Source organism: Burkholderia metallica, from assembly GCF_902832845.1.
Classification (GTDB): Bacteria; Pseudomonadota; Gammaproteobacteria; order Burkholderiales; family Burkholderiaceae; genus Burkholderia; species Burkholderia metallica.
On record NZ_CADFDB010000013.1, the window covers coordinates 15,084 to 34,762 of the forward strand.

Consider the following 19,679-nt stretch of genomic DNA (forward strand, 5'->3'; position numbering starts at 1 on the left):
TCCGTTGGCGGCGGGTTGTTTCCTAATCGCGTGGCCTTTCGTAGATGAGGCAACGGGCTTTCTCCATGAACATCGCGTCGAGCTGCTCCGTCAGTCGCGCGGTTCCGGTTTGCAGCGTCAGCCCGTCGGCCATCGCAATCACCAACGTGGCAACGTGCAGGCTGTCGTCCGCGTCGAACGCCGGATTGACGGCGCGCAACAGCTTCGCGATCTCGCGCGTCAGCGTGACGTACCAGTCGTCGAACAGCTTCAGGCATTCGGGGTCGATCGCGGCGAACGACACGAAATGCCGGAACAACGCGACGTACTGCGCATCCTTCGCATCGCGCAGCGAGCGCGCCAGCACGCGTTCGACGACGTCGTCCGGCGATGCATCGCTGTCGATCAAGCGCTTCAGCTCGCCGAGATACGCATCGATGACCGGCTCGATCACCGCGCGCAGCACGGCCAGCCGGGTCGGGAAGTAATACTGCAGATTGCTCACGCTGATGCCGGCGCCGGCCGCGACCGCCCGCTGCGAGAACGTCAGCGGGCCGCCTTCGAGCAGCAGTTCCCGCGCGACCCGGATGATCGCGTTGCGCGTGCGCAGGCCCTGCGCCCGCAAGCCGTCGAGATCGCTTCCGGGCGAAGCGGTGTTCTGCTCGCGGCGCCTGATGCCGCCGCGGTGCGCTCTGGTATCGGTCATCGTGTTCGTCATCAGCGTGGTGTTTTCGCCATCCGTCCCGGCATGCGTTGCATCGTGGCAATGACAGCGCGCATCCCTACGCGCGCCGCGCGCGACGGTTCACCCTTTCGTCCAGCAGGTTCGCGATGCCCAGCACCGCCTTGATCGCACACCAGCGCAGCGGCTCGGGCGGCATCGCGGGCGTCCGGTGCGTCAGCGCGTCGAGCAGCGGTGAATCCGCTCCGTTGATCCGGTCGGCCAGCACCTGCCCGATCAACGACTGCGTACCGACGCCGTGCCCCGAGCATCCGGCCGTGTAGAACACGTTGCGGTGCGCGCCGGTCGCGCCGACCACCGGCAACGCATCGCCGGCCAACGAGATATAGCCGCTCCAGCACGCACGCACCGGCAAGCTGCCCAGTCGCGGGAAACGCGCGTGCAGCGTCGCCAGCAGCGCGCGATACGCGGCATCGTCCGGCACGTTCGGCGTTCGCGAGCCATAGGCGTAATCCAGCCGCTTGGTCGTCAGCAACAGCGTATTGCGCGCGGTGAGCCGGTGGCTCTCCATCGTCAGATGGGGCGTCACGATCCCTTCCCGATTCGGCCACCCGAGCCCGGCCAGTTGCGCATCGGACAGCGGCGCGGTTTCGAGCGCCGATACGCGCAGCGGCATCACCTGGTTGCCGAGCAGGCCGAGTTGCGGCGTGTACGCATTGGTCGCGAGTACCGCGACCGGCGCGCTCGCGCTGCCGCGCGCCGTCCGCAGCCGCACGGTCTCGCCCGCGTCGAAGTCGAGCAGCGCGGTGCGCTCGTAGAGCCGCACGCCCGCGGCCAGCGCGGCACGCCGCAGGCCCAGCACGTACTTGCCGGGGTCGAGCGTGCCGCCGCCGGGGACGTGGCATCCGAACAGGAACGCCGGCGGAATGCCGCGCGCGCGCATCGCCGCGCCGTCGAGAAACTGCGCGGGCGAGCCGAGCGCGATACCGGCTTCCATGTTCTCGCGCAAGCGCTTCTCCTGCGACCGATGCACGCCGGCGCGAATGATCCCCGACGCGAGGTAGTCGCAGTCGATCCCGTACTCGACGAGCTTGCGCTCGACGTAGGCGACACCCTCGTCGTAGAAGCCGACGATCCGCTTCGCCTGCTCGCGCCCCACGCGCTTCACGAACAGGTCGTATTCGAGCCCCTGCCCGCCCGCGAGATAGCCGGCGTTGCGCCCGCTCGCGCCGAACCCCGCGAACTCGCGTTCAATCACGACGACGCGGGCGCCGCGTGCGGACAGTTCCAGTGCGGTGGACAAACCCGCGAAGCCGGCGCCGACGACGACCACGTCCGCATCCACATCGCCTTCGAGCGGCGGTTGCAGGTCGGCCGGCGGCTCGATCCAGCCGCCGATGGGACGGTACGCTTGCAGCGCACGGTCGGTATCGGTCCGTGTCGCGTCGACTCGCGTTGCATCGCCGGTCGAATCATCGCGCATTCCATACTTCGAATCGATCATCGGGTGCTCCATCAATTCGTGCGGTGAACAGTCGTCCCGCGCACTTCGCGTCGTCATTGAGGCGACGTCAACACGCCGTCCTGCGAGAACAGGATCGGCGTGCCGCGCTTGGCCGGCAGCGCGGCGGTCAGCGTCGCGCGATCCGGGCGCTGCGCGACCTCGACCGTTGCCATAACCGCCCGCTGCTTCAACATCAGGCCGTCCAGCCCGACGCCGATCAGGCCGTCGCCCGTCGCCACCAGGTCGGTAATCGAACTCCGCGTCCGGCTGTCGACGGCCGTCCAGCTCGCGCCGCCGTCGCTGCTCTGGTACAGGCTGCCGAGCAGGCCGCCCACCACCACGCGGCCGTCCGGCATCGCGACGCCGGTCCACAGCGAACCCTTGCCGCCCGTCTGCAGGTAATTCCAGTTCGCGCCGCCGTCGGTCGACTTCAGCACCGTGCCCTGTTCGGCCGAGATGTAGAGCGCGCCCGTGTGATCGGCGAACGCGTGGTAGAGATTGCGGTCCGCCTTGCCGCCGCCCGGCGGCTTCGGCAGCGTCACCTTCACCCAGGTCTTGCCGCCGTCATGGGTTTGCAGCATCAGCGACCACAGGCCGACCGCGAGCCCGTCCTGCGGCGACGTGAACAGCACGGAGAACAGCGGCTGGTCGACCGACGTGTCGATACGCTGCGTCGTCCAGGTTTCGCCGCCGTCGTCGGTCGCGACGATCGTCCCCCACTGGCCCACGGCCCAGCCGTGCCGCGCATCGGCGAACGCGACGGCCGACAGCGTCGCGGCAACCGGCACGCGCCGCGCCTGCCGCCAGGTCTTGCCGTCGTCGTCGGACAGCACCACGACGCCGTGATCGCCGACGGCGACGACCCGCGAGCCGGCACGCGTCGCGTCCGTCAGCATCATGTGTGTCGGCGCGGGCCACGCGTGGGCCGGCTTCGCGGCCCAATCCGCCACGGTTCCGCGGGATTGCGCGAAGGCGGCCATGGCCGCGCACAGCCCGATACAGGCAACGAGCGTCTTGATCATCTGGAGATCTCCATGAGAGTGGGCGGGCGTCAGTGGCTGAAGAGCCCCGGCGCACGGGCCGGCTTGCGGCGCGGGAACCGGCGCTCGAGCACCGAGGCCAGCGCGGGCAGCGCCGTCATCGCCATCAGCAGGTTGACGATGAACATGAACGCCAGCAGCTTGCCCATGTCGGCCTGGAACTTCAGCGCGGAGAAGCTCCACGTCGCCACGCCGATCGCGAGCGTGATCGCCGTGAAGATCGTCGCGACCCCAACTTCGAGCAGCGCGTGCTGCACCGCCTTCACGATCGTCTGCCCGCTCGCGAGATGCACCTGCAGCCGGTTGTAGATGTAGAACGCGTAATCGACGCCGATCCCCACCGCCAGCACCATCACCGGCAGCGTCGCGACCGTCAGCCCGATCTGCAGTTCCTTCATGAACCAGTAGCCGATGAAGGTCGCGACCGACAGCGGCGCGCAGCAGGCGATCATCGCGCGCCAGTCGCGGTACGCGAGGAACACGAGGATCAGGATCGCGCCGTACACGTACAGCATCATCGGCAGCTCGCTGCCCGCGACTTCCTCGTTGGTCGCCGCCAGCACGCCCGCGTTGCCGGCCGCGAGGCGCACGGTGATGCCGGGGAACGGATGCGACGCGCGATACTGCTTCACGTCGTCGAGAATCCGGTTGATCGTCGTCGCCTTGTGGTCGGTCAGGAACAGGTGCACGGCCGACATCGAGCAGTCGGCCTTCATGAAGCCCTTCACGCGGCCGACGTCGACCGACACCGCCCCGTAGTTCTCCGGGTCGATCGGCACCACGTTCATCTTCGGATAGTCTTCGTTGTAGCCCTGGTTGTACGCGCGCAGCATGCCCGAGTACGACTGCACCGACACCACGCCCGGCTCGGTGCGCATCGCGGCCGCGAAATCGTCCTCGTACAGGCCGACTGCCGGGTTGTCGCAGGCCTTGCCGGTCGACTCGATCGCGACCGTCAGCCAGTCGAGGCCCATGTCGTAGTTGCCGGCGATCGCGGTCGCGTCGCGATTGAAACGCGCATCGGCACGCAGTTCCGGTGCGCCCGGCTGCAGCGTGCCGATCACGCGGTCGCGGCTTTGCCACGCGGCCAGCGCGAACACGGCGAGCGTCAGCGCGACGGTCGCGCCCGCATACTTCGGCTGCGCGATGCGCGCAAGCGGGCGCAGCCATCCCGAGCGCCGCTCGCCGCGCTTGAGCGCGCTGTCCGCGTAGCGCTTCGTGAAGTTGAAGCAGGACGCGGCCACCGGCAGCAGGATCAGGTTCGTCACGATCTTGTAGGCCACGCCGAGCGACGCGGTGATCGCCAGCTCGCGCACCATCGGGATCGGAATCAGCAGCAGCGTGATGAACGACACGAACGCGGTGATCAGCGCGAGCACGCCCGGGATCAGCAACCCGCTGAAGCTGCGCCGCGCCGCCTCGTACGAACTGTGCCCGTGCGAAATCTCGCGCACGATGAAGTTCACCTGCTGCACGCCGTGCGACACGCCGATCGCGAACACCAGGAACGGCACCAGCACCGCGAGCGGGTCGAGACCGAAACCGAGCAGCTTCAGCGTGCCGAACTGCCAGACCAGCGACGTCAGCGAGCACGCGATCAGCAGCACCGTGAAGCGCAGCGAATGGCAATACCAGTACACCGCGAGCGCGGTCAGCAGCAGCGCGATCGCGCAGAAGCCGAGCACGGCCTTCGCGCCGTCGGCGATGTCGCCGATCTGCTTCGCGAAGCCGATGATCTGGATTTCATAGCCGGCATCCTCGAACGGCTGGCGGATCTTCGTTTCGAGCAGGTGATTGAACGCGACATAGTCGAGCACCTTGCCCGCGCTGTCGCGCTCGTTCAGCTCGGCCGTGATCATCGCGCTGTCCTCGCCGTGCGACACGAGCGTGCCGACATAGCCGCCGAGCGTGGTCGCGCGGCGGATCTTCTCGACGATTGCCGGCGTCAGTTGATCCGGCGTGATCGTGCCGGAGATGATCGGCTCCGCGCGAAAGCCCTCGTCGGTGATCTCGTTGACGAACGCGTTCGACGTCCACAGCGAGCGCACGCCGATCCGGTCGACGTTCGGCAGGTAGGTCACCGCCTGCGTCACCTTGTACAGCCGCGTCAGGCCGTCCGGCGTCCAGATCGAGCCATGCTTCGCGCGCACGACGACGGTGATCCGGTTCGCGCCGAGCAGATCGTTCCGGTATTGCTGGAACGTGCGGATGTACTCGTGGCCGATCGGCATCTGTTTCTCGAAGCCGGCATCCATGCGCAGTTGCATCGCGAACACGGCCATCGCGACGGTGAACAGGCCGATCGCCGCGAGCACGATCGCGCGATGACCGAAGAAAAGCCTTTCAAGGCGGCTGACCAGACGATTAAGCACTGCATGACCCCTTCATGTTGACCGGCGCTGCCCGACGCGCGCGCTCGCTTCCACCTGCATCCGTCAGAAGTTCCGCGTGGCGAACATACCGACGAAATTGCGGTCCGCATACGGATTGCCGACCGACTTATGACCGCCAAAGAACGCCGCGAAGTTGATGCCCGCCTGCCACGTCGGCGGATTCTGGTTGAACAGCACGTAGACGTTCACCGACTTCGCGCCCTGCATGTAGTTGGCGGTGAAGGTCGGCGTGTAGCCGTACAGGCCCGTGCTGAACGTCACGCCCGGCGTCACCTGCCAGCCGGGAATCAGCGAGCCGTCGTAGGTCCAGTTGAAGTCGATCGTCGCGCCGACCGAACTCGACGTGCCCTGCCCCTGCGTGATCGGGTAGCCGAGGCCCGAGTTGTTGTTCAGCCACGGGAAATAGCCGGTTGCCGGCACCTGCGTGACCGGCTGACCGCCCACCGTGCGCGTGACGTCCGAACCGAGGCCCGGGTAGTAGATCCACGTGAGTTCCCAGGTCAGCGCGGCGGAATCCGCGGCGATCAGCTTCAGGAACGGATACTCGCTGCGCGTCAGCGCGAGGATCCCGTTCACGTCGAGCTGGAGCTTCTTCTTGTCCGCCCACTGCTGGCAGTCGACGCCCTGCACGCCGTTCGTGATCAGGTCGGTCGGGCCGCCCGCGCCGTAGCAGCTCGACAGTGCGACCGCATCGCGCGGCCGGTACGACAGCTCGGTGCCGATCGCCCACGGCCCGACCCCGAAGTTCGCGCTCGCGCCGAACAGCTGCCGGTTCTGCAGATACGACCACTGCGCGGTGCCGTTGGCCAGCGTCGACAGCACCGGCGATTTGTCCGTGTAGTTAAGGTAGTAGAACGCGAAGTTCGCATCGAACGAGCGCGGCGAGTAATTGAACTTCACGCCGAACTGCGGCCGGTATTTCGCAGGCAGCTGCGTCGACGCCGGAATGCCGAGGTCGTTGAACGGCGGCCCGGCGAACGCGCCGTTCACGAGCCCGTTCTTGATCGCGTTCAGCGTGTCCTGGTTGCCCGCCGCGGCCCCGCCGCCGATCGCGTTGGCGATCGTGCCCACGCCCGGGCCGGCCACGTTCGGGTTGTTCGCGTTGATCGTGAACGGTTCGGCGCCGCGGCCGACGACGTTCGCCAGCGACCAGTACGACCCGACCGGCGGGATCCGGTTGCCGTTCCACTGGAACTGGTAATACGCCTCGGTACTGAAGCCATGGGACAGATCGGCCGCCAGGCTCAGCATCGGCGCCGGCAGCAGCGCCTGCTTGAGCTGCGAACCGGGGATCAGCAGCTTCTGCGTATCGAGCGAGTTGGTCGCGTTGATGCCGCTCTGCGCGAACATGCTCTCGCCCCAGTTGATCACCTGGTTGCCGAGCCGGACGTGCGCGCTGTGCCCGTCGATCGTGAAATCCTTCTGCGCCCACAGATCCAGCAGCTGCGCGTTGTACACCACCTGGGCGGCGGCCGTGCTCGACAGCGGCGTCCTGGCGGTTCGTCCCGCAAGGAAGTCGTACATTCCGGTGCCGCGCACCATGAACTTGAGCCCTTCGCCCGGCATCTTCAGCAGCAGCTCGCTGGTCGCACTCACGTACGTGCTGAAAGGCTGCCCCTTGCGGTAGTTCAGGTCGCCTTCGTCGCCATAGCCCCACTGGTTCGTATTGGCGGCCGCGCCGCAACCGTACGCGTTCGGGTCTCCGGTCAGCGAACAGCTCGGACTCTTGGTCCGGATGCCGCCGCCCGCGGTGAGATTGGTCACCCACGATCCCTGGACGCTGCCGTCCCCGAGCGTGAACTCGTACCCGTACGCAGTCGACGTCGCCGCACCCAGCACGGCAACCGACACCGTAGTACATCTAACGATATGGCTTGCTTTCATCGCCCCACCCATCTCCAGACCGGATGCCGACGGCGCGCGCGCACGTCGGACCTGTTTTTTATATGACTACGGCAATCAGCGCTCGCTGACCGATCTCAGCGATTCAGCCGTGAAGAAATCGGACTTGAAGCGCGGATCGTTGATCTCCTGGTACCAGCGGATGTCCTTGCCCTGGCCGATCGTCGACGAATCGAGCAGATAGCGCCCGTTCAGCAGGTCGTATTGCGCCATCGGCTCGTTGTCGCACGCGCCGCCGAGTTCCCAGACCGGAATCGGGTAGCTCTCGCGCACCTTCCACAGCTTGCCCTGCGCGTCGTAGTCTTCGCCGACGAGCGCGAGCCAGCTGTCCTCGTCGAGATAGAACACCTTCTTCGACGCGACGTGGCGTGCACTCGGCTTGACCGTCGCCTCGACGACCCACACGCGATGCATCTCGTAGCGCCGGTTCGCCGACGCGATGCCGTCCGGTGTCGCGACGTCGTGCAGCTTGCTCTTGAACTTGTACATGCCGAACGCGTTGTACGGAACGAGCATGTCGCGCTTGCCGACCAGCTTCCAGTTGAAGCGGTCGATCGAGCCGTTGAACATGTTGGCTTCGTCGATCAGGTACTGGTTCTCGAAACCGATCAGCGGTGCGTCGTGCGTATAGGCCGGCATGCGCCTCACGCGGCGCTGGCCCGGAAAGTAGTAGTAGGTTTCCGAATCCTTGTTGAAATACTGGCGCTGCACGAAGGCCTGCCCGGCGAGCGCGGCCGGCGACGTGGCCGAGAAGTACGCGGCCAGGCTGAGCTGGTCGACGTCCTTCGGCCCGCTCTTGCCCGTCTTGCCCGACGCGATGTAGAAGACCTGCGGGCCGATCCCGTCGATCCAGTCGCCGCCGCCCGGCCGCGGCGAGATGGTGGTGACGTCCAGCGGCCATTCGATGCCGACGCCGCGGTAGCGGTTCTCGTAGTTCAGGATCGCCTCGGCGCCGGTCTTCGGCTGCGGAAACGGCACGCCGGGCAACACGGCCGCCTCGAGCGTCTCGCCGTCCGACGCGAGCTTCGCGGCCGTGAGGTTGGCCTTCGTGTTCTGCTCGGCGAACTCCGGCAGCTGGCACTCGCGGTGCGCCGGATAGACATCCATCCGGTAGCCCTTGCGCTGCTTGATCAACGCAATCTGGCCCGGCGACAGCATGCTCGCGTACTTGTCGACGTTCGCGGCATCGATCGAGTAGAGCGGCTTCTCGCTCCGGTGCTTCCAGAAATCGCCGCGGGTCTTGCCGTATTCCCAGCCCGACTGCGGCTCCTGCCTGCCGGCAAAGGCGGGAATGGACCCGTCCTTGCTCGCGCCGCGTTCGGCCCCCACCGCGGTGAGGTCGTCGGCCATCGCGCTGCCGGCCATCATCAACAACGCGGCCGCGATCGCGGACACGGTTCCGATCGTGTGCTTCTTCATCATGCTCTCCTTCCGAGACTCTGCTTTCATTCACCGGGTGCGCGGCCGGCGGGCGACTGGCGTGTCACTGCGCGTGCTCGCGGCGAACATGCCGCTTGCCGTCCAGCCGCCGCGAGACTTCCGCGGCCGCGAAGCGCTCGACTTGCCGTTCGTCGTTGCGCGCCATGTTGTAAGTAATACGAAATGATTCGAATACCTTTCTGCCGGGTGAGGAGGCTGCGAATCCTTCCTTTCGTCGCAGCCGCCGCGCGGGCCGGGTCGACGGCCCGCCCGCCGGCTCAGGCCGCGCCGGAACCGGCCACCGCCACCGCCCGCACTTCGACGCACAGCTCGGGCAGCGCGAGCTGCGTGACCCCGACCGCCGTCCACGACGGATAGCGATCCGGGAAGTATTCGTCCTTCACGGCCGCGAACGCTTCCACGTCGGCGCGCAGATCCGTATGAAAGGTCGTCAGTTCGACCACGTCGGCCAGACTCGCACCGGCCTCGACGAGAATCGCCTTGAGCGATTCGAACGCGATCCGCGCCTGCGCCTGCACGCCGTTGCCGGCACGCATGTCCGCGCCGATGCCGACCTGGCCGGAGACCCAGATCGTGTCGCCCACCCGCGTGGCCGGGGCGAAATGGTAGGTGTCGTACCACGCCTGGAAGCCGGGTGGAATGATCGCTTGACGCTTGCTGGTTGTTGCCATGACGGAAATGCTCCGGATTCAGACGAGTTGACGGAAACACGGCGCGCGAAACGGGTCGCCCGCCTTCAATGACGCGAGTTCGTCCACGAACAGCACGCCGGCCGGCGTGAAGCCGGATACGCTGTTGTCCGGCAACGGGCTGAAGGTGGCGTCGTCGCCGAAGAAGCGCAGCACGAGCGTGTGGCGATCGGGGAAATCCGGATCGACCACGCCGCCGCCGTGCAGCACGCCGGGGTGCAGCAGCAGCACGTCGCCGGGCTTCGTGGCCCACGACAGGATGTCGTACTTGCCCGGATCGGCGCGGCGCTCTGCTTCGATGTCGGGCATCCGCGGCCACACGCCGCCGCCATGCAGCGGCTCGGTGGGATCGTCGACGTTCTGGAACGTGGTGCCGTCGTGACGCACACCACGATGCGAACCCCGGACGATCTCCAGCGCGTTGCGCTTGGGCACAGCCTCGAAACTGATCCACGCGTTGCCGAAGTGCATCCCCGCCCACGGCAGGTACGAGGTGTCCTGGTGCCACAGCGAGCGCGCGCCCTTGCCGCCTTGCTTCAGGAACAGTTCCTCGGCGAAGTACCACACGTGCTTCGATCCCCACAGGTCGGCGAACAGTCGACCGAGCGGCAGCGTGTCGACCAGCGCGTCGAGACGCTCCTTCGCGTACGGATTCGCGTTGTCGACGTGCGACCGGAATTCGGTGCCGTCGAGGAGGCTCGACGCCATCGGTCCCGGGTTTTCGATCCCCCAGTCGAACGCGAGCCGGCATTGGGCCAGCTGTTCGTCGTTCAGCAGACCTTCGATCAGAACCGCGCCGTCCTCTGCGAAAGCCCTGCGCTTGTCATCGTCCATCTGTCACCTCCTGTTGGTGCGCCGCCGCGCTACTCGCGGGTGCTCCGTACGGTTTCAAAAGTAGATCGGAATAACAATGTTAGGTAATAATGATAAATTTAGAGAAAAATAAAAAGAAAGGGTATTCCCGATACGGATGCAATGCGTGGACAAAACGGGACGACAGCCGCTCTTCCGGCCGACCATGCGAAGCCGTCCGCGAGCCGCCGCACGCCGCCGGCGAGCCGCGCGGCAGGCAAAACGAAAGGTCGGGCGACGGGCAAGCGCGCCTCATTCATGTGACGATTACCTTGACGACCTTGACGTGTCATTGACAGCGCCGTCCCGCCGCCCGTCGATCCAAAAAATAAATTCGGATAACGATGCATTCAGGTTGACGGTGGATCGATGTCGAGACCATCCCATGACGATCCAGGGATACGCCAAGGCCGATGCCCGCGCGCTTACGCGAGGCGACGCCCCCCGTTCCGCGTCGAACGGAACCGGCTCGCGTCGCGCGCCTGACCCGCGCGCTCCAGCGCGCAATAGCCGTAATAGAGCACGACCGTCAGGTACGACCACGTCACCAGCGCGAGCACGTAGAAATTGAGCACGACGTTGTGTGCGTCTCCCGGGATCGGATAGAAATCGTAGATGCATGCGATCGCGAGCGAGGTCACCGCCGCGATGGCCGACGTCATCGCATGGAACCGCTCGCCCGCCGCCAGCAATTTCCGGACGAACCCCGCAAGATAGATCGTCAGCCATCCCCACATCACGACGTAGAAATACGGCAGCTCCCTCGCGAAGATGCCGGACACGAGCACGACGGTGCCGGCAACGGAAAGCCCGAACAGCGCGACGTCCTGCCACCCCGAAGGCTTGTAGCCGCGCGTGACGGCCATCAAGCCCGCGACGGCGACGATCGGCATCCCGAAGCCCCGCGAAAACGCATCGAGAAAATGCGAGATGAGCCCCGACGTCTCGTACTGCGTCGCGAAATAGATCAACGCATTCGACGAAGAAACGGTCACGACGAGCCACTCGATCCCGAGCAGGTAATTGCGCTTCTTGAGAAACTTCCACCCATAGATGGCGGTGGTGGTCGCCAGCAACCCGCTGGCAAGGCAAAGCACGAGCGATCTGCTGTCCATGATCAAACACTCCATTCCGGTTGCATGCGGTTCATCATTCCTTCTCCGGGTTCAAGCTCGCCAGGTACTGAGCGACGGCCTCGCGGTCTTTCGGCGACAAGGCAGCGGTGACGCGCTGCATCGTGCCGGTCGCTTCGGTGCGCGTGCCGGCGGCGAACGCGTCCATCTGTTTCAGCAGGTAGTCGTGCCCCTGGCCTGCCAGACGCGGGAACTGGGCCTGGCCCGTCAGGCCCGCGCCGTGACACGCGGCGCACGCCGCCTTCTCGACCAGTTGCTTGCCGTGCGCGGCGAGTTGCGGATCGGCCTCGAAGTAGCGGTTGCGGCGGGCCGGCTGCCGCGCGTAGTAGTCGGACAGCGACTTGATGTCGGTCGCGCTCAGGCTCATCGCGAGCGGCGCCATGTTCGGGTTCGCGCGCTTGCCGCTCGCGAAGTCGTGAAGCTGGGCCGCAATGTAGGACGCCGGTTGCCCCGCGAGGCTCGGATAGCCCTGCTCGAGCGACGTGCCGTTGACACCGTGACAGCCCAGGCACGTGTCGGTCTGGTGCGGCCACGGGCCGCCGTCCGCGCGGTACGCATCTTCCGACGCGGCGACGTACTGCTGAAGGCGGTACATATCCAGCAGCGATGGCCCGAAGACGACGAGCAACACGGCGACGAGCCCCGCAAGGGCGAGCAGAATGCGTTTTTTCATGATGGCGCTCCTATGCGCGGCGCAGGCCGTTCAGCGCCTGCAATGCGCCCTGGTGGCCCGAGCGCACGGCGCCGTCCATGTAGCCCGCCCAGATGTTCGCGGTTTCGGTCCCCGACCAGATCAGGTTGCCGCACGGCACATGCAGCCCGTCGCCATGCGCGCTCCAGAAGCCCGGCGGAATCGCGGACACGCACGTGATCGTCCACGGGTCGACGCGGCTCCAGTCGTGGTCGTGATACGACACGGGCGACAGCGCGTCGTCGCCCCACGCCTGCGCATAGATTTCGGTGAGCATGCGTTGCGCCGCCTTCCGGTCCGACGGCACCAGCGCGTTCCGGACGAACGCATTGACGATCCCGATCTCGCCGCCGGGCGGGGAGTTGTCGTACGCCCAGATGACCGGGCCGCCCGCCTGGAAGATGTGGCCGTTGAGCCCCTTCTCGCGCCAGAACGGACGGCGATAGACCATCGCGGTCTTGCGCGCCGGCGAGTGAGCGGGCCACGCCCGCTGCAGCGACGCCCGCTTCTCGGGCAGCGGCGGCTCGAACTGCACCTGGTTGCACAGGGCCGGGTGGATGGCCACGATGACCCTGCGCGCACGCACGTCTCCACGATCGGTATGCACCGTGACGACGTCGCGATCCCAATTGGAGATCCGGCGCACCGGGGTCGACAGGTGCACCTTGTCGCCCAGTTGCGCGGCCATCTTCGTGCTGAGGATCTGCGAACCGCCGACGAAGCGCGTTTCCTGCGCGCTGTGCTTGATGGAATCGAGCTGCGTGTAGTCGCAAGACGCCGAATTGATCATCGACAGGAAGTGCAGCAGTCCCATCCTGACCGGCGGAACGCCGCCGGACAGCGTGCACGAGCCGTCCCAGCCGATCCGGTCCTCGGGCTTGATGTCCTGCTTCACCATCCAGTCGGCCACCGACAGCCTGTCCAGTTCGGCGACGCGCGGCGACGTCCACGGCGCGCCCGACGGCACGTCGCGCGACATCGTGCCGAGTTTCGCCGCAATGGCTTCGTCGGTGCCGAACGTGCCTTTCAGGTCGACCGCCACGCGGCCTTCGCCGCCCAGGATGACCGTCTTGCCTTCGTAGTAGCTCGGGAACGTGCCGACCTCCAGCTCGCGGGCAAGATCGGCGACGGCGGTCTGGCCCGGTCCGATCCACTGCCCGCCGACCTCGGTGACGTACCCGCCTCCCACGTCGTAATTCAGGGTCCGGCCGCCGACACGGTCGCGCGCCTCGAGCACCACGAACGATTCGCAACCGGCCCGGCGCAGATCGCGCGCAGCCGTCAGGCCCGCCAGCCCCGCGCCGATGATGACCACGTCGAGCACGTCGCCCGGATTGCCGGACGTGCCGCCTTCGCCTGCGCTCGCCTGTCGTGCGCCGATCGCAAGCGTGCCCACGGCCGCGGCTGACGCACCCGCGTACTTGAGCCACTGCCGCCGATGCTGATCGGCTGCTCCATTGGGGAAAGACTTCTTTGGCATGGTGTGTTGGCTACTGCAATGAAAGTCACTCGGGAGCCGTCCATCAGGATGACGAACGATAGGCGGCCCGTTCGGCACGTCGTTCCGAACCGGTTGGAATGCGGCCGCCTTCCCTGCCCCGCTTGCGGCGCCGGGAAAGTCGACGAACCCTGCAATCCATTTGTAGGAATATGTGACAAACGTAGGTCATGATACATATAAACAAAATAAAAAAAAGACAGGGGATAACCCTGCCTTCGGAGCGTCGCGCACGCTGGCTCACGACGCGGTTCGGTGCAAGCATTCATCGTACGAATACGGGGCGATTCACAAAATAAACTTCAGTGCGGCACGCGCGCTCGTTATGCTTGGCGACACGAATTCACGCGAGAAGTCGCAGACACGGCGCGACCATCGGGGAATTGATTGATATGGATGACGAATTAATTACGACGTTCGACCATCCGGTACGCGTCGAGGGCGAGGCCGCCCCGTCCTTGAGCCAGTCCGCGCACGCTTCCCGACAAAAGAGGTCGATCAGCGCGTGGCGGAATCGCGCCCGCTCGCGCCATTCCACGGAACGCCCGGCAACACGTCGCGGGCCTGCTGAATGACCGCCCTGCGCGTCGTCATCGCCAGACCGCCGGACGACGCGGAATCGCGTGCAGCGTCTGCAAAAAAAAGACAGGGCACGGGCCCTGTCTCGTTGTCACGGGGTCAGGCAGGCCGCTACCGGCTCTTGCCGCCCGGCGCCTTGCCGTCCACCAGGCTGTGCACCGACGCCAGGAACCTCGCATCGAGCCCCTCCGTCTGCCGCCCCATCGTGTACTGGAGCGCCAGCCCGTCGGCCATCGCGACGAGCAGCATCGCCACGTGCTCGCCGTCCGCCGCCTTGAGGCCCGGATTCACGGAGCGGACGAGCGTGGTGATGGCTTGCGTCAGCGACGCATACCATTCGTCGATCAGCCGCGCGCATTCGGGATCGATCGACGCGAACGACATGAAGTGGGTCCACAGGGCCGTGCCCTTGACGTCCTTCGCATTCTCGAGCGCCATCCCGAGCAATGCATCGAGCGTGTCGCGCGGCGATGCGCCGCTTTCGAGCGCGCGCTTCAGCGCGCTCAGGTATGCGTCGATCTCGGGCTCCATGACCGCGCGCAGCACGGCGAGCCGGGTCGGAAAGTAGTACTGGAGGTTGCTGACGCTGATGCCGGCGCGCTGCGCGACCGCGCGCTGGGAAAACTCCAGCGCACCGCCCTCGAGCAGAAGTTTCCGCGCCACGCGCACGATGAGTTTGCGCGTCCGAACGCCCTGGGCCCGCAGGCTTTCAGGCTGTGCGCCGGTGGGTGCAGCACTCGATGTGCGCCGTTTCCTGGTCGATTGCTCAATAGGCACTGTCATCGCTTCCGTCGTGATCCGGGCGTTTCCGCCCTCCTGATGTGATAGGACCGGCATTTCGCCGGTCGCGAACGACTATACCCGATGCCGACACCAATTTCCATCCGGGGCGCCGCCGCAGGGCGGCCAGCGCGACGGCCGGCATTCGCCGCGCCGGATGAGCTGCGAATGGCGTGCGGCGGCAGCCCCGGCCGTCCCGCCCCGAGCCGAGTTGCGCCGCAGTGCGAGCGCCGCCCGCGTCGTCGCAGCCGCGGCGCCCACGCACATTACCTGACGCCGCCGTCGTGCCTCGAGGACACGTTGGCCAGGTAATACGCCACCGCACGGATGTCGTCGCCGGACAACCTCGCAACCGCCGCATGCATCCCACCAGTCGCATCGGCCGCATCGGCACGATTCCCGGCCTTGATGGCCGTGATCTGCTTCACCAGATCCGCCTCGTCGTGATGCGCGAGACGCAGCGCGTGCTCCGCCGCGTCGGCAGTCGCGGCCGCGGCATGCGCGGGCGCGATGCTCGCCAGATAATGCGCGACGGCCCGGATGTCCTCGTCCGACAGCGCGGCGGCCACCCCGTTCATCGCCCCCGTTTCGTCATGCCGCCTGCCAGCGCGGAACGCGACGAGCTGGTCCGCCAGATAGGCCTCGCCCTGCCCCGCGAGGCGCGGCGCGCGTTCGTTGCCCGTCAGCCCCGCACCATGACAGGCGACGCAACTGCGGGCCTGCACCAGCGCCGTGCCGCGCGCCGCGAGCGCCGCGTCGACCCGGATCTTCTCGTTCTGCGCCGGCGCCTGCCGTGCGAAATACGCGGCCAGCAGCTTCATCTGCTGCTCGTCCATGCCGCGCGCAAGCGGCCCCATGTAAGGGTCCGGCCGGCGGTCGCTGGCGAATGCGCGCAACTGGGCCTCGATATAGGCCGCCGGCTGGCCGGACAGCGCCGGATAGCGACCGTTGCCGGACTGCCCGCGCGGGCCGTGACAGATGAAACACGTCTCCTGCGGCTGAGGCCACGGGCCGGCGTCGGCCCTGAGCGCGTCGACTCCGCGATCCAGCGCTTTCCCGAAGCGGTAATAGCCGTACAGATCGCGCCCGAACAGCACGCCCGCCGCCGACACCGCAGCCACCACGACCACACCGATGATCCATGCTCGCTTCACTCAAGCCTCCGTCGTCCGATGCGCGAGCGCACCCAATACCTGCAATGCGGCGCGATGCCCCGAGCGCACCGCGCCATCCATCGCGCCGGCCCAGAGGTCGGCCGTCTCCGTTCCGGACCAGATCAGCCGCCCGAGGGGCGGGTGCAGGTACTCGCCCCACTTCGTCCAGAAGCCGGGCGGAATCGGATGAATGCAGGTGAGCGACCACGGGTCCACTTTGCCCCAGTCGTAATCGTGGAACTGCGTCGGGCGCAGCGCCTTGTCGCCGAGCGCCTGCGCGTAAATCGCGGAAAGCGTCTGCTCGGCCACCTTCGCGTCGCTCGCGAGCGCACCCGGTGCGATGAAACCGTTGATCACGCCGAGCGAGCCGTCCGGCGGCGAATTGTCGTAGGCCCACAGCAGCGGACTGTCGACCGGGATGATCTGCCCGTTGCAGCCGTCGTCCCGCCAGAACGGCCGGTCGTAGACGTGCACCGTCTTGCGCATCGGCGCATACGCGGGCCACCGGCGTTGCAACTGCGTACGCCCGTCCGGCAGCGGCGGGTCGAACACGATCTGGTTGCACAGCGCCGGATTCAACGCGACGATCACACGGCGCGCGCGCACGACGCCGTGGTCGGTCGCCAGCTCGACGACGTCGCGATTCCAGCCGGAAATCCTGCGCACCGGGCACGACAGCTTCACCCGTTCGCCGAGTTCGTTCGCCATCCTGATGCTCAGCACCTGCGATCCGCCGACGAAACGCGATTCCTGCGCACCGCCCTTGATCGACTCGAGCTGGTCGTAATCGCTATTCGCGCTGTTGATCGTCGCCAGGTAGTGCAGTAGCCCCAGCTGCGCGGGCGCCGTGCCGAGCGACAACCGGGCCGCCAGGCTGAACGAGAATTTCTCCTCGTTGGTCAGCCCTTGCTGCGCGAGCCACGCGCCCAGCGACAGTTGGTCGAGCGCCGCCGCATTCGGCGCTTTCCACGGTGCCGCCGACGGCACGTGCTTCGCCATCGCGTTGAGCCGGGCCGCGATCGCGGGGTTGCCGCCCACCGTGCCGTGCGTGTCCTGGGCCACCCGCGCACCGTCCGCAAGGTACACGGTGTTGCCCGCGTAGTAGGTATCGAAGGTGTCCACCTGCAACTCGCGGGCGAGATCGACGATCGCCGTCTGGCCGGGGCCGAACCATTGGCCGCCGGCCTCGGAGATTCGCCCGCCGCCGAGGTCGTGGTTGTAGGTGCGCCCGCCGACGCGATCGCGCGCCTCGAGCACGACGAACGATGCGCATCCGGCGCGCTTCAGGTCGCGCGCGGCAGTCAGCCCCGCGAGCCCCGCGCCGATAATCGCGACGTCGAGCACGCCGTCGCTTCCGGCGACTGCGTCGGCCGCTCGCGCGAGCGACACTTCGCCGGCCGCGAGCGACGCAGCGCCCACCGCCGCGACGCGCAACAGGTTGCGCCGGGTCTGTGAATCCGGCCTGGGTTTGCGATTCATTTCTATGTTCCTTCCGTCCTCGTCAGTGTGTCGTTGCGCCGTCACGCCACGATGGCGCGTGGTCATCCCGTCTGCTCGCCGCACGGGCTGAGCGCGAACACCCGCGTCACCGCCGCGTCGACCCATGCGTCGGTCAGGTGCCATCGTCCGCTCGCGCCGTCGGGCAGCACGTCGTCGCCCAGCCCCGTCAGGCCGAGTGTCAGCAGCTCGACCGGCAACGGCAACCGCACGTCGGCGCGCTCGGCAAGCGCGGAGGCACGCTCGGCCGCCCGTTCCCGCCGCTCGTTCAGAAATGCAGTGAATCGCGCGCGGAACGGCCGGTCGTGCACGGACAGGAGCGCCGCTTCCATCCACATCACGCACGCGTCAGGCTGGCGATAGCGCTGCCTGAAGTACGCGTGCATCGCCCGCTCGGTCGCTTCGCGGTCGTTGCCCGCTTCGACGATGCGCACCAGTTCACGCTCGACGGCTTCGTGATCGCGCTTCAGCAGTTCGAGCAGCACGACGGTCTTGTCGCGGAAATTCGAATAGAACGCGCCGCGCGTGTAGCCCGCCGAAGCGGCGATGCGCTCGATGCTCGCCGCCGCATATCCTCGTTCGGCGAAGATCGTGCGTGCAGCTTGCAGCAAGCGCTCCCGCGTCTGGCCATCGGCTTTCTTTCCGCGCGAAGGCGTCGACTTCACCGCACGCTCCGACCGACCCGCGCCGGGTGTTGCACACACGTCCGCATCCTCATTCATGTCAGGATTCCTATTCGAACGAGGTAAATCGATGCCACCGGAGCAAGCTTGTCGCCCCGCCCCTTTCGACATGACGGCTTCGTTCGAGCGCGCAGTACGCGTAATAGATCGCGACCGAGAAGTACGACCACGTCAGCAACGCCAGCACGGGAAAGCCGAATCCGGCGCCGTACGCATTGCCGGGCATCCCGTACAGGTCGTCGACGTACGCGACGATCAGCGACAGCACGAGCGCCAGCGTCGTCGTGATCGCGTGAAACGCTTTCCCTGCACGCCACAGCCGCACGACGACATAAACCAGGTAGAACGTCAGCGACGCCCACATCGCGACATAGAAATACGGCAGGACGACGTCGACGAATTCGAGTGTCGTCAGCGCGATCGTTCCCACCACGGCAATCCCGAACAACATGACGACCTGCTCGGGAGCCGGCCGGTATTCGTGCGTGACGGCCATCATCCCGGCCGCCGCGATCACCGGGATGCCGAACCCTCTCGTGAACGTGTCCAGGAAATGCGCGACGCCGGATACGCATGACCAGCCCGTCGCCATGAATACCAGCGCATTGACGGACGACGCCGTGACGACCCACCAGGCGACGCCGAGCAACGGATTGCGCTTGCGGACGAACTTCAGCCCATAGGTGCCGCTCGCCCAGGCGAGCAGCGCGACGGACAACCCGATGTCAGGAGACGTGAAATCCATCATCAATCTTCCAGTACCGCTTCGGTTCGATGCTGCATTGCTTTCCCGGGTCCGTGTTCGCCAGCTCGACCTCACGCCGTCCATCGAACCCCGTCCGATCAGGCCGGCCGGGATATTCCTGAAATAGAAAACGTTGACTACTGTAGGTCATGATACATAACAACGGATCGTGAAAAAAAGCAGGGTATTCCCCTGCCTCGAAAGTGCGTGGATCGCTCGACTCATCGGCAACGCGCGCGGCCGATCGAAGACGCTGCGCTGCCGACCACGCACTGTCATGTCGTCCGGCGGCGCGATTTCGTGCGCTAATATTGCGGTTCGATGGCGTGAATAGCCGTATCCGGAGCGGACACCATGAACGAAAAACCCATCCCGTCCCGCGCGAGTCGAGCTGTTCGGCCGCTATCCGCGTCGATCGGGCACGATCCCGTCGATACG

The 19,679-nt window shown here is 66.5% G+C and carries 16 protein-coding genes; all 16 read right to left on the reverse strand.

Annotated elements, in window-relative coordinates; translation table 11 throughout:
- Positions 1-22: 22 nt before the first annotated feature.
- A complete protein-coding gene (locus HWX08_RS28870) occupies positions 23-685 on the reverse strand; it encodes a TetR/AcrR family transcriptional regulator (protein WP_174920830.1) in 663 nt (220 codons plus the stop codon).
- A 76-nt stretch (positions 686-761) separates the two neighbouring features.
- A complete protein-coding gene (locus HWX08_RS28875; protein WP_425128478.1) occupies positions 762-2,144 on the reverse strand; it encodes an NAD(P)/FAD-dependent oxidoreductase in 1,383 nt (460 codons plus the stop codon).
- A gap of 74 nt (positions 2,145-2,218) precedes the next feature.
- Complete coding sequence (locus HWX08_RS28880; protein ID WP_174920828.1) at positions 2,219-3,187, reverse strand: WD40/YVTN/BNR-like repeat-containing protein; 969 nt, start codon at positions 3,185-3,187, stop codon at positions 2,219-2,221.
- A gap of 29 nt (positions 3,188-3,216) precedes the next feature.
- The gene (locus HWX08_RS28885; RefSeq protein WP_174920827.1) at positions 3,217-5,577 is read right to left on the reverse strand and encodes an efflux RND transporter permease subunit; all 2,361 of its coding nucleotides are present in this window, start codon (positions 5,575-5,577) and stop codon (positions 3,217-3,219) included.
- 63 nt (positions 5,578-5,640) lie between these two features.
- Complete coding sequence (locus tag HWX08_RS28890; protein ID WP_174920826.1) at positions 5,641-7,482, reverse strand: DUF1302 domain-containing protein; 1,842 nt, start codon at positions 7,480-7,482, stop codon at positions 5,641-5,643.
- Positions 7,483-7,557: 75 nt separating this feature from the next.
- Positions 7,558-8,922 carry a DUF1329 domain-containing protein gene (locus HWX08_RS28895; protein WP_174920825.1) on the reverse strand — a complete coding sequence of 455 codons (1,365 nt, stop codon included), beginning with the start codon at positions 8,920-8,922 and terminating at the stop codon, positions 7,558-7,560.
- Between the two features lie 275 nt (positions 8,923-9,197).
- On the reverse strand, positions 9,198-9,611 hold the full coding sequence (locus HWX08_RS28900) for a RidA family protein (protein ID WP_174920824.1): 414 nt from the start codon (positions 9,609-9,611) through the stop codon (positions 9,198-9,200).
- Positions 9,612-9,629: 18 nt separating this feature from the next.
- A complete protein-coding gene (locus tag HWX08_RS28905) occupies positions 9,630-10,463 on the reverse strand; it encodes a phytanoyl-CoA dioxygenase family protein (RefSeq protein ID WP_174920823.1) in 834 nt (277 codons plus the stop codon).
- 443 nt (positions 10,464-10,906) lie between these two features.
- On the reverse strand, positions 10,907-11,596 hold the full coding sequence (locus tag HWX08_RS28910; RefSeq protein ID WP_107311039.1) for a hypothetical protein: 690 nt from the start codon (positions 11,594-11,596) through the stop codon (positions 10,907-10,909).
- Positions 11,597-11,630: 34 nt separating this feature from the next.
- Complete coding sequence (locus HWX08_RS28915) at positions 11,631-12,287, reverse strand: c-type cytochrome (RefSeq protein ID WP_174920822.1); 657 nt, start codon at positions 12,285-12,287, stop codon at positions 11,631-11,633.
- A 10-nt stretch (positions 12,288-12,297) separates the two neighbouring features.
- Positions 12,298-13,785: a flavin monoamine oxidase family protein gene (locus tag HWX08_RS28920; protein WP_174920821.1), complete on the reverse strand. Its 1,488-nt coding sequence runs from the start codon at positions 13,783-13,785 to the stop codon at positions 12,298-12,300.
- A gap of 708 nt (positions 13,786-14,493) precedes the next feature.
- Positions 14,494-15,165 (reverse strand): TetR/AcrR family transcriptional regulator, encoded by a 672-nt coding sequence (locus HWX08_RS28925; RefSeq protein WP_174920820.1) that lies wholly within the window; start codon positions 15,163-15,165, stop codon positions 14,494-14,496.
- Between the two features lie 263 nt (positions 15,166-15,428).
- Entirely contained in the window at positions 15,429-16,316 is an 888-nt protein-coding gene (locus HWX08_RS28930; protein WP_174920819.1) for a c-type cytochrome, read from the reverse strand.
- Positions 16,317-17,795, reverse strand: coding sequence for a flavin monoamine oxidase family protein (locus HWX08_RS28935; RefSeq protein ID WP_174920818.1), 1,479 nt, complete (start codon positions 17,793-17,795; stop codon positions 16,317-16,319).
- A gap of 62 nt (positions 17,796-17,857) precedes the next feature.
- Entirely contained in the window at positions 17,858-18,478 is a 621-nt protein-coding gene (locus tag HWX08_RS28940; RefSeq protein WP_208454966.1) for a TetR/AcrR family transcriptional regulator, read from the reverse strand.
- A 67-nt stretch (positions 18,479-18,545) separates the two neighbouring features.
- Entirely contained in the window at positions 18,546-19,241 is a 696-nt protein-coding gene (locus tag HWX08_RS28945) for a hypothetical protein (RefSeq protein ID WP_244122793.1), read from the reverse strand.
- Positions 19,242-19,679 lie beyond the last annotated feature (438 nt).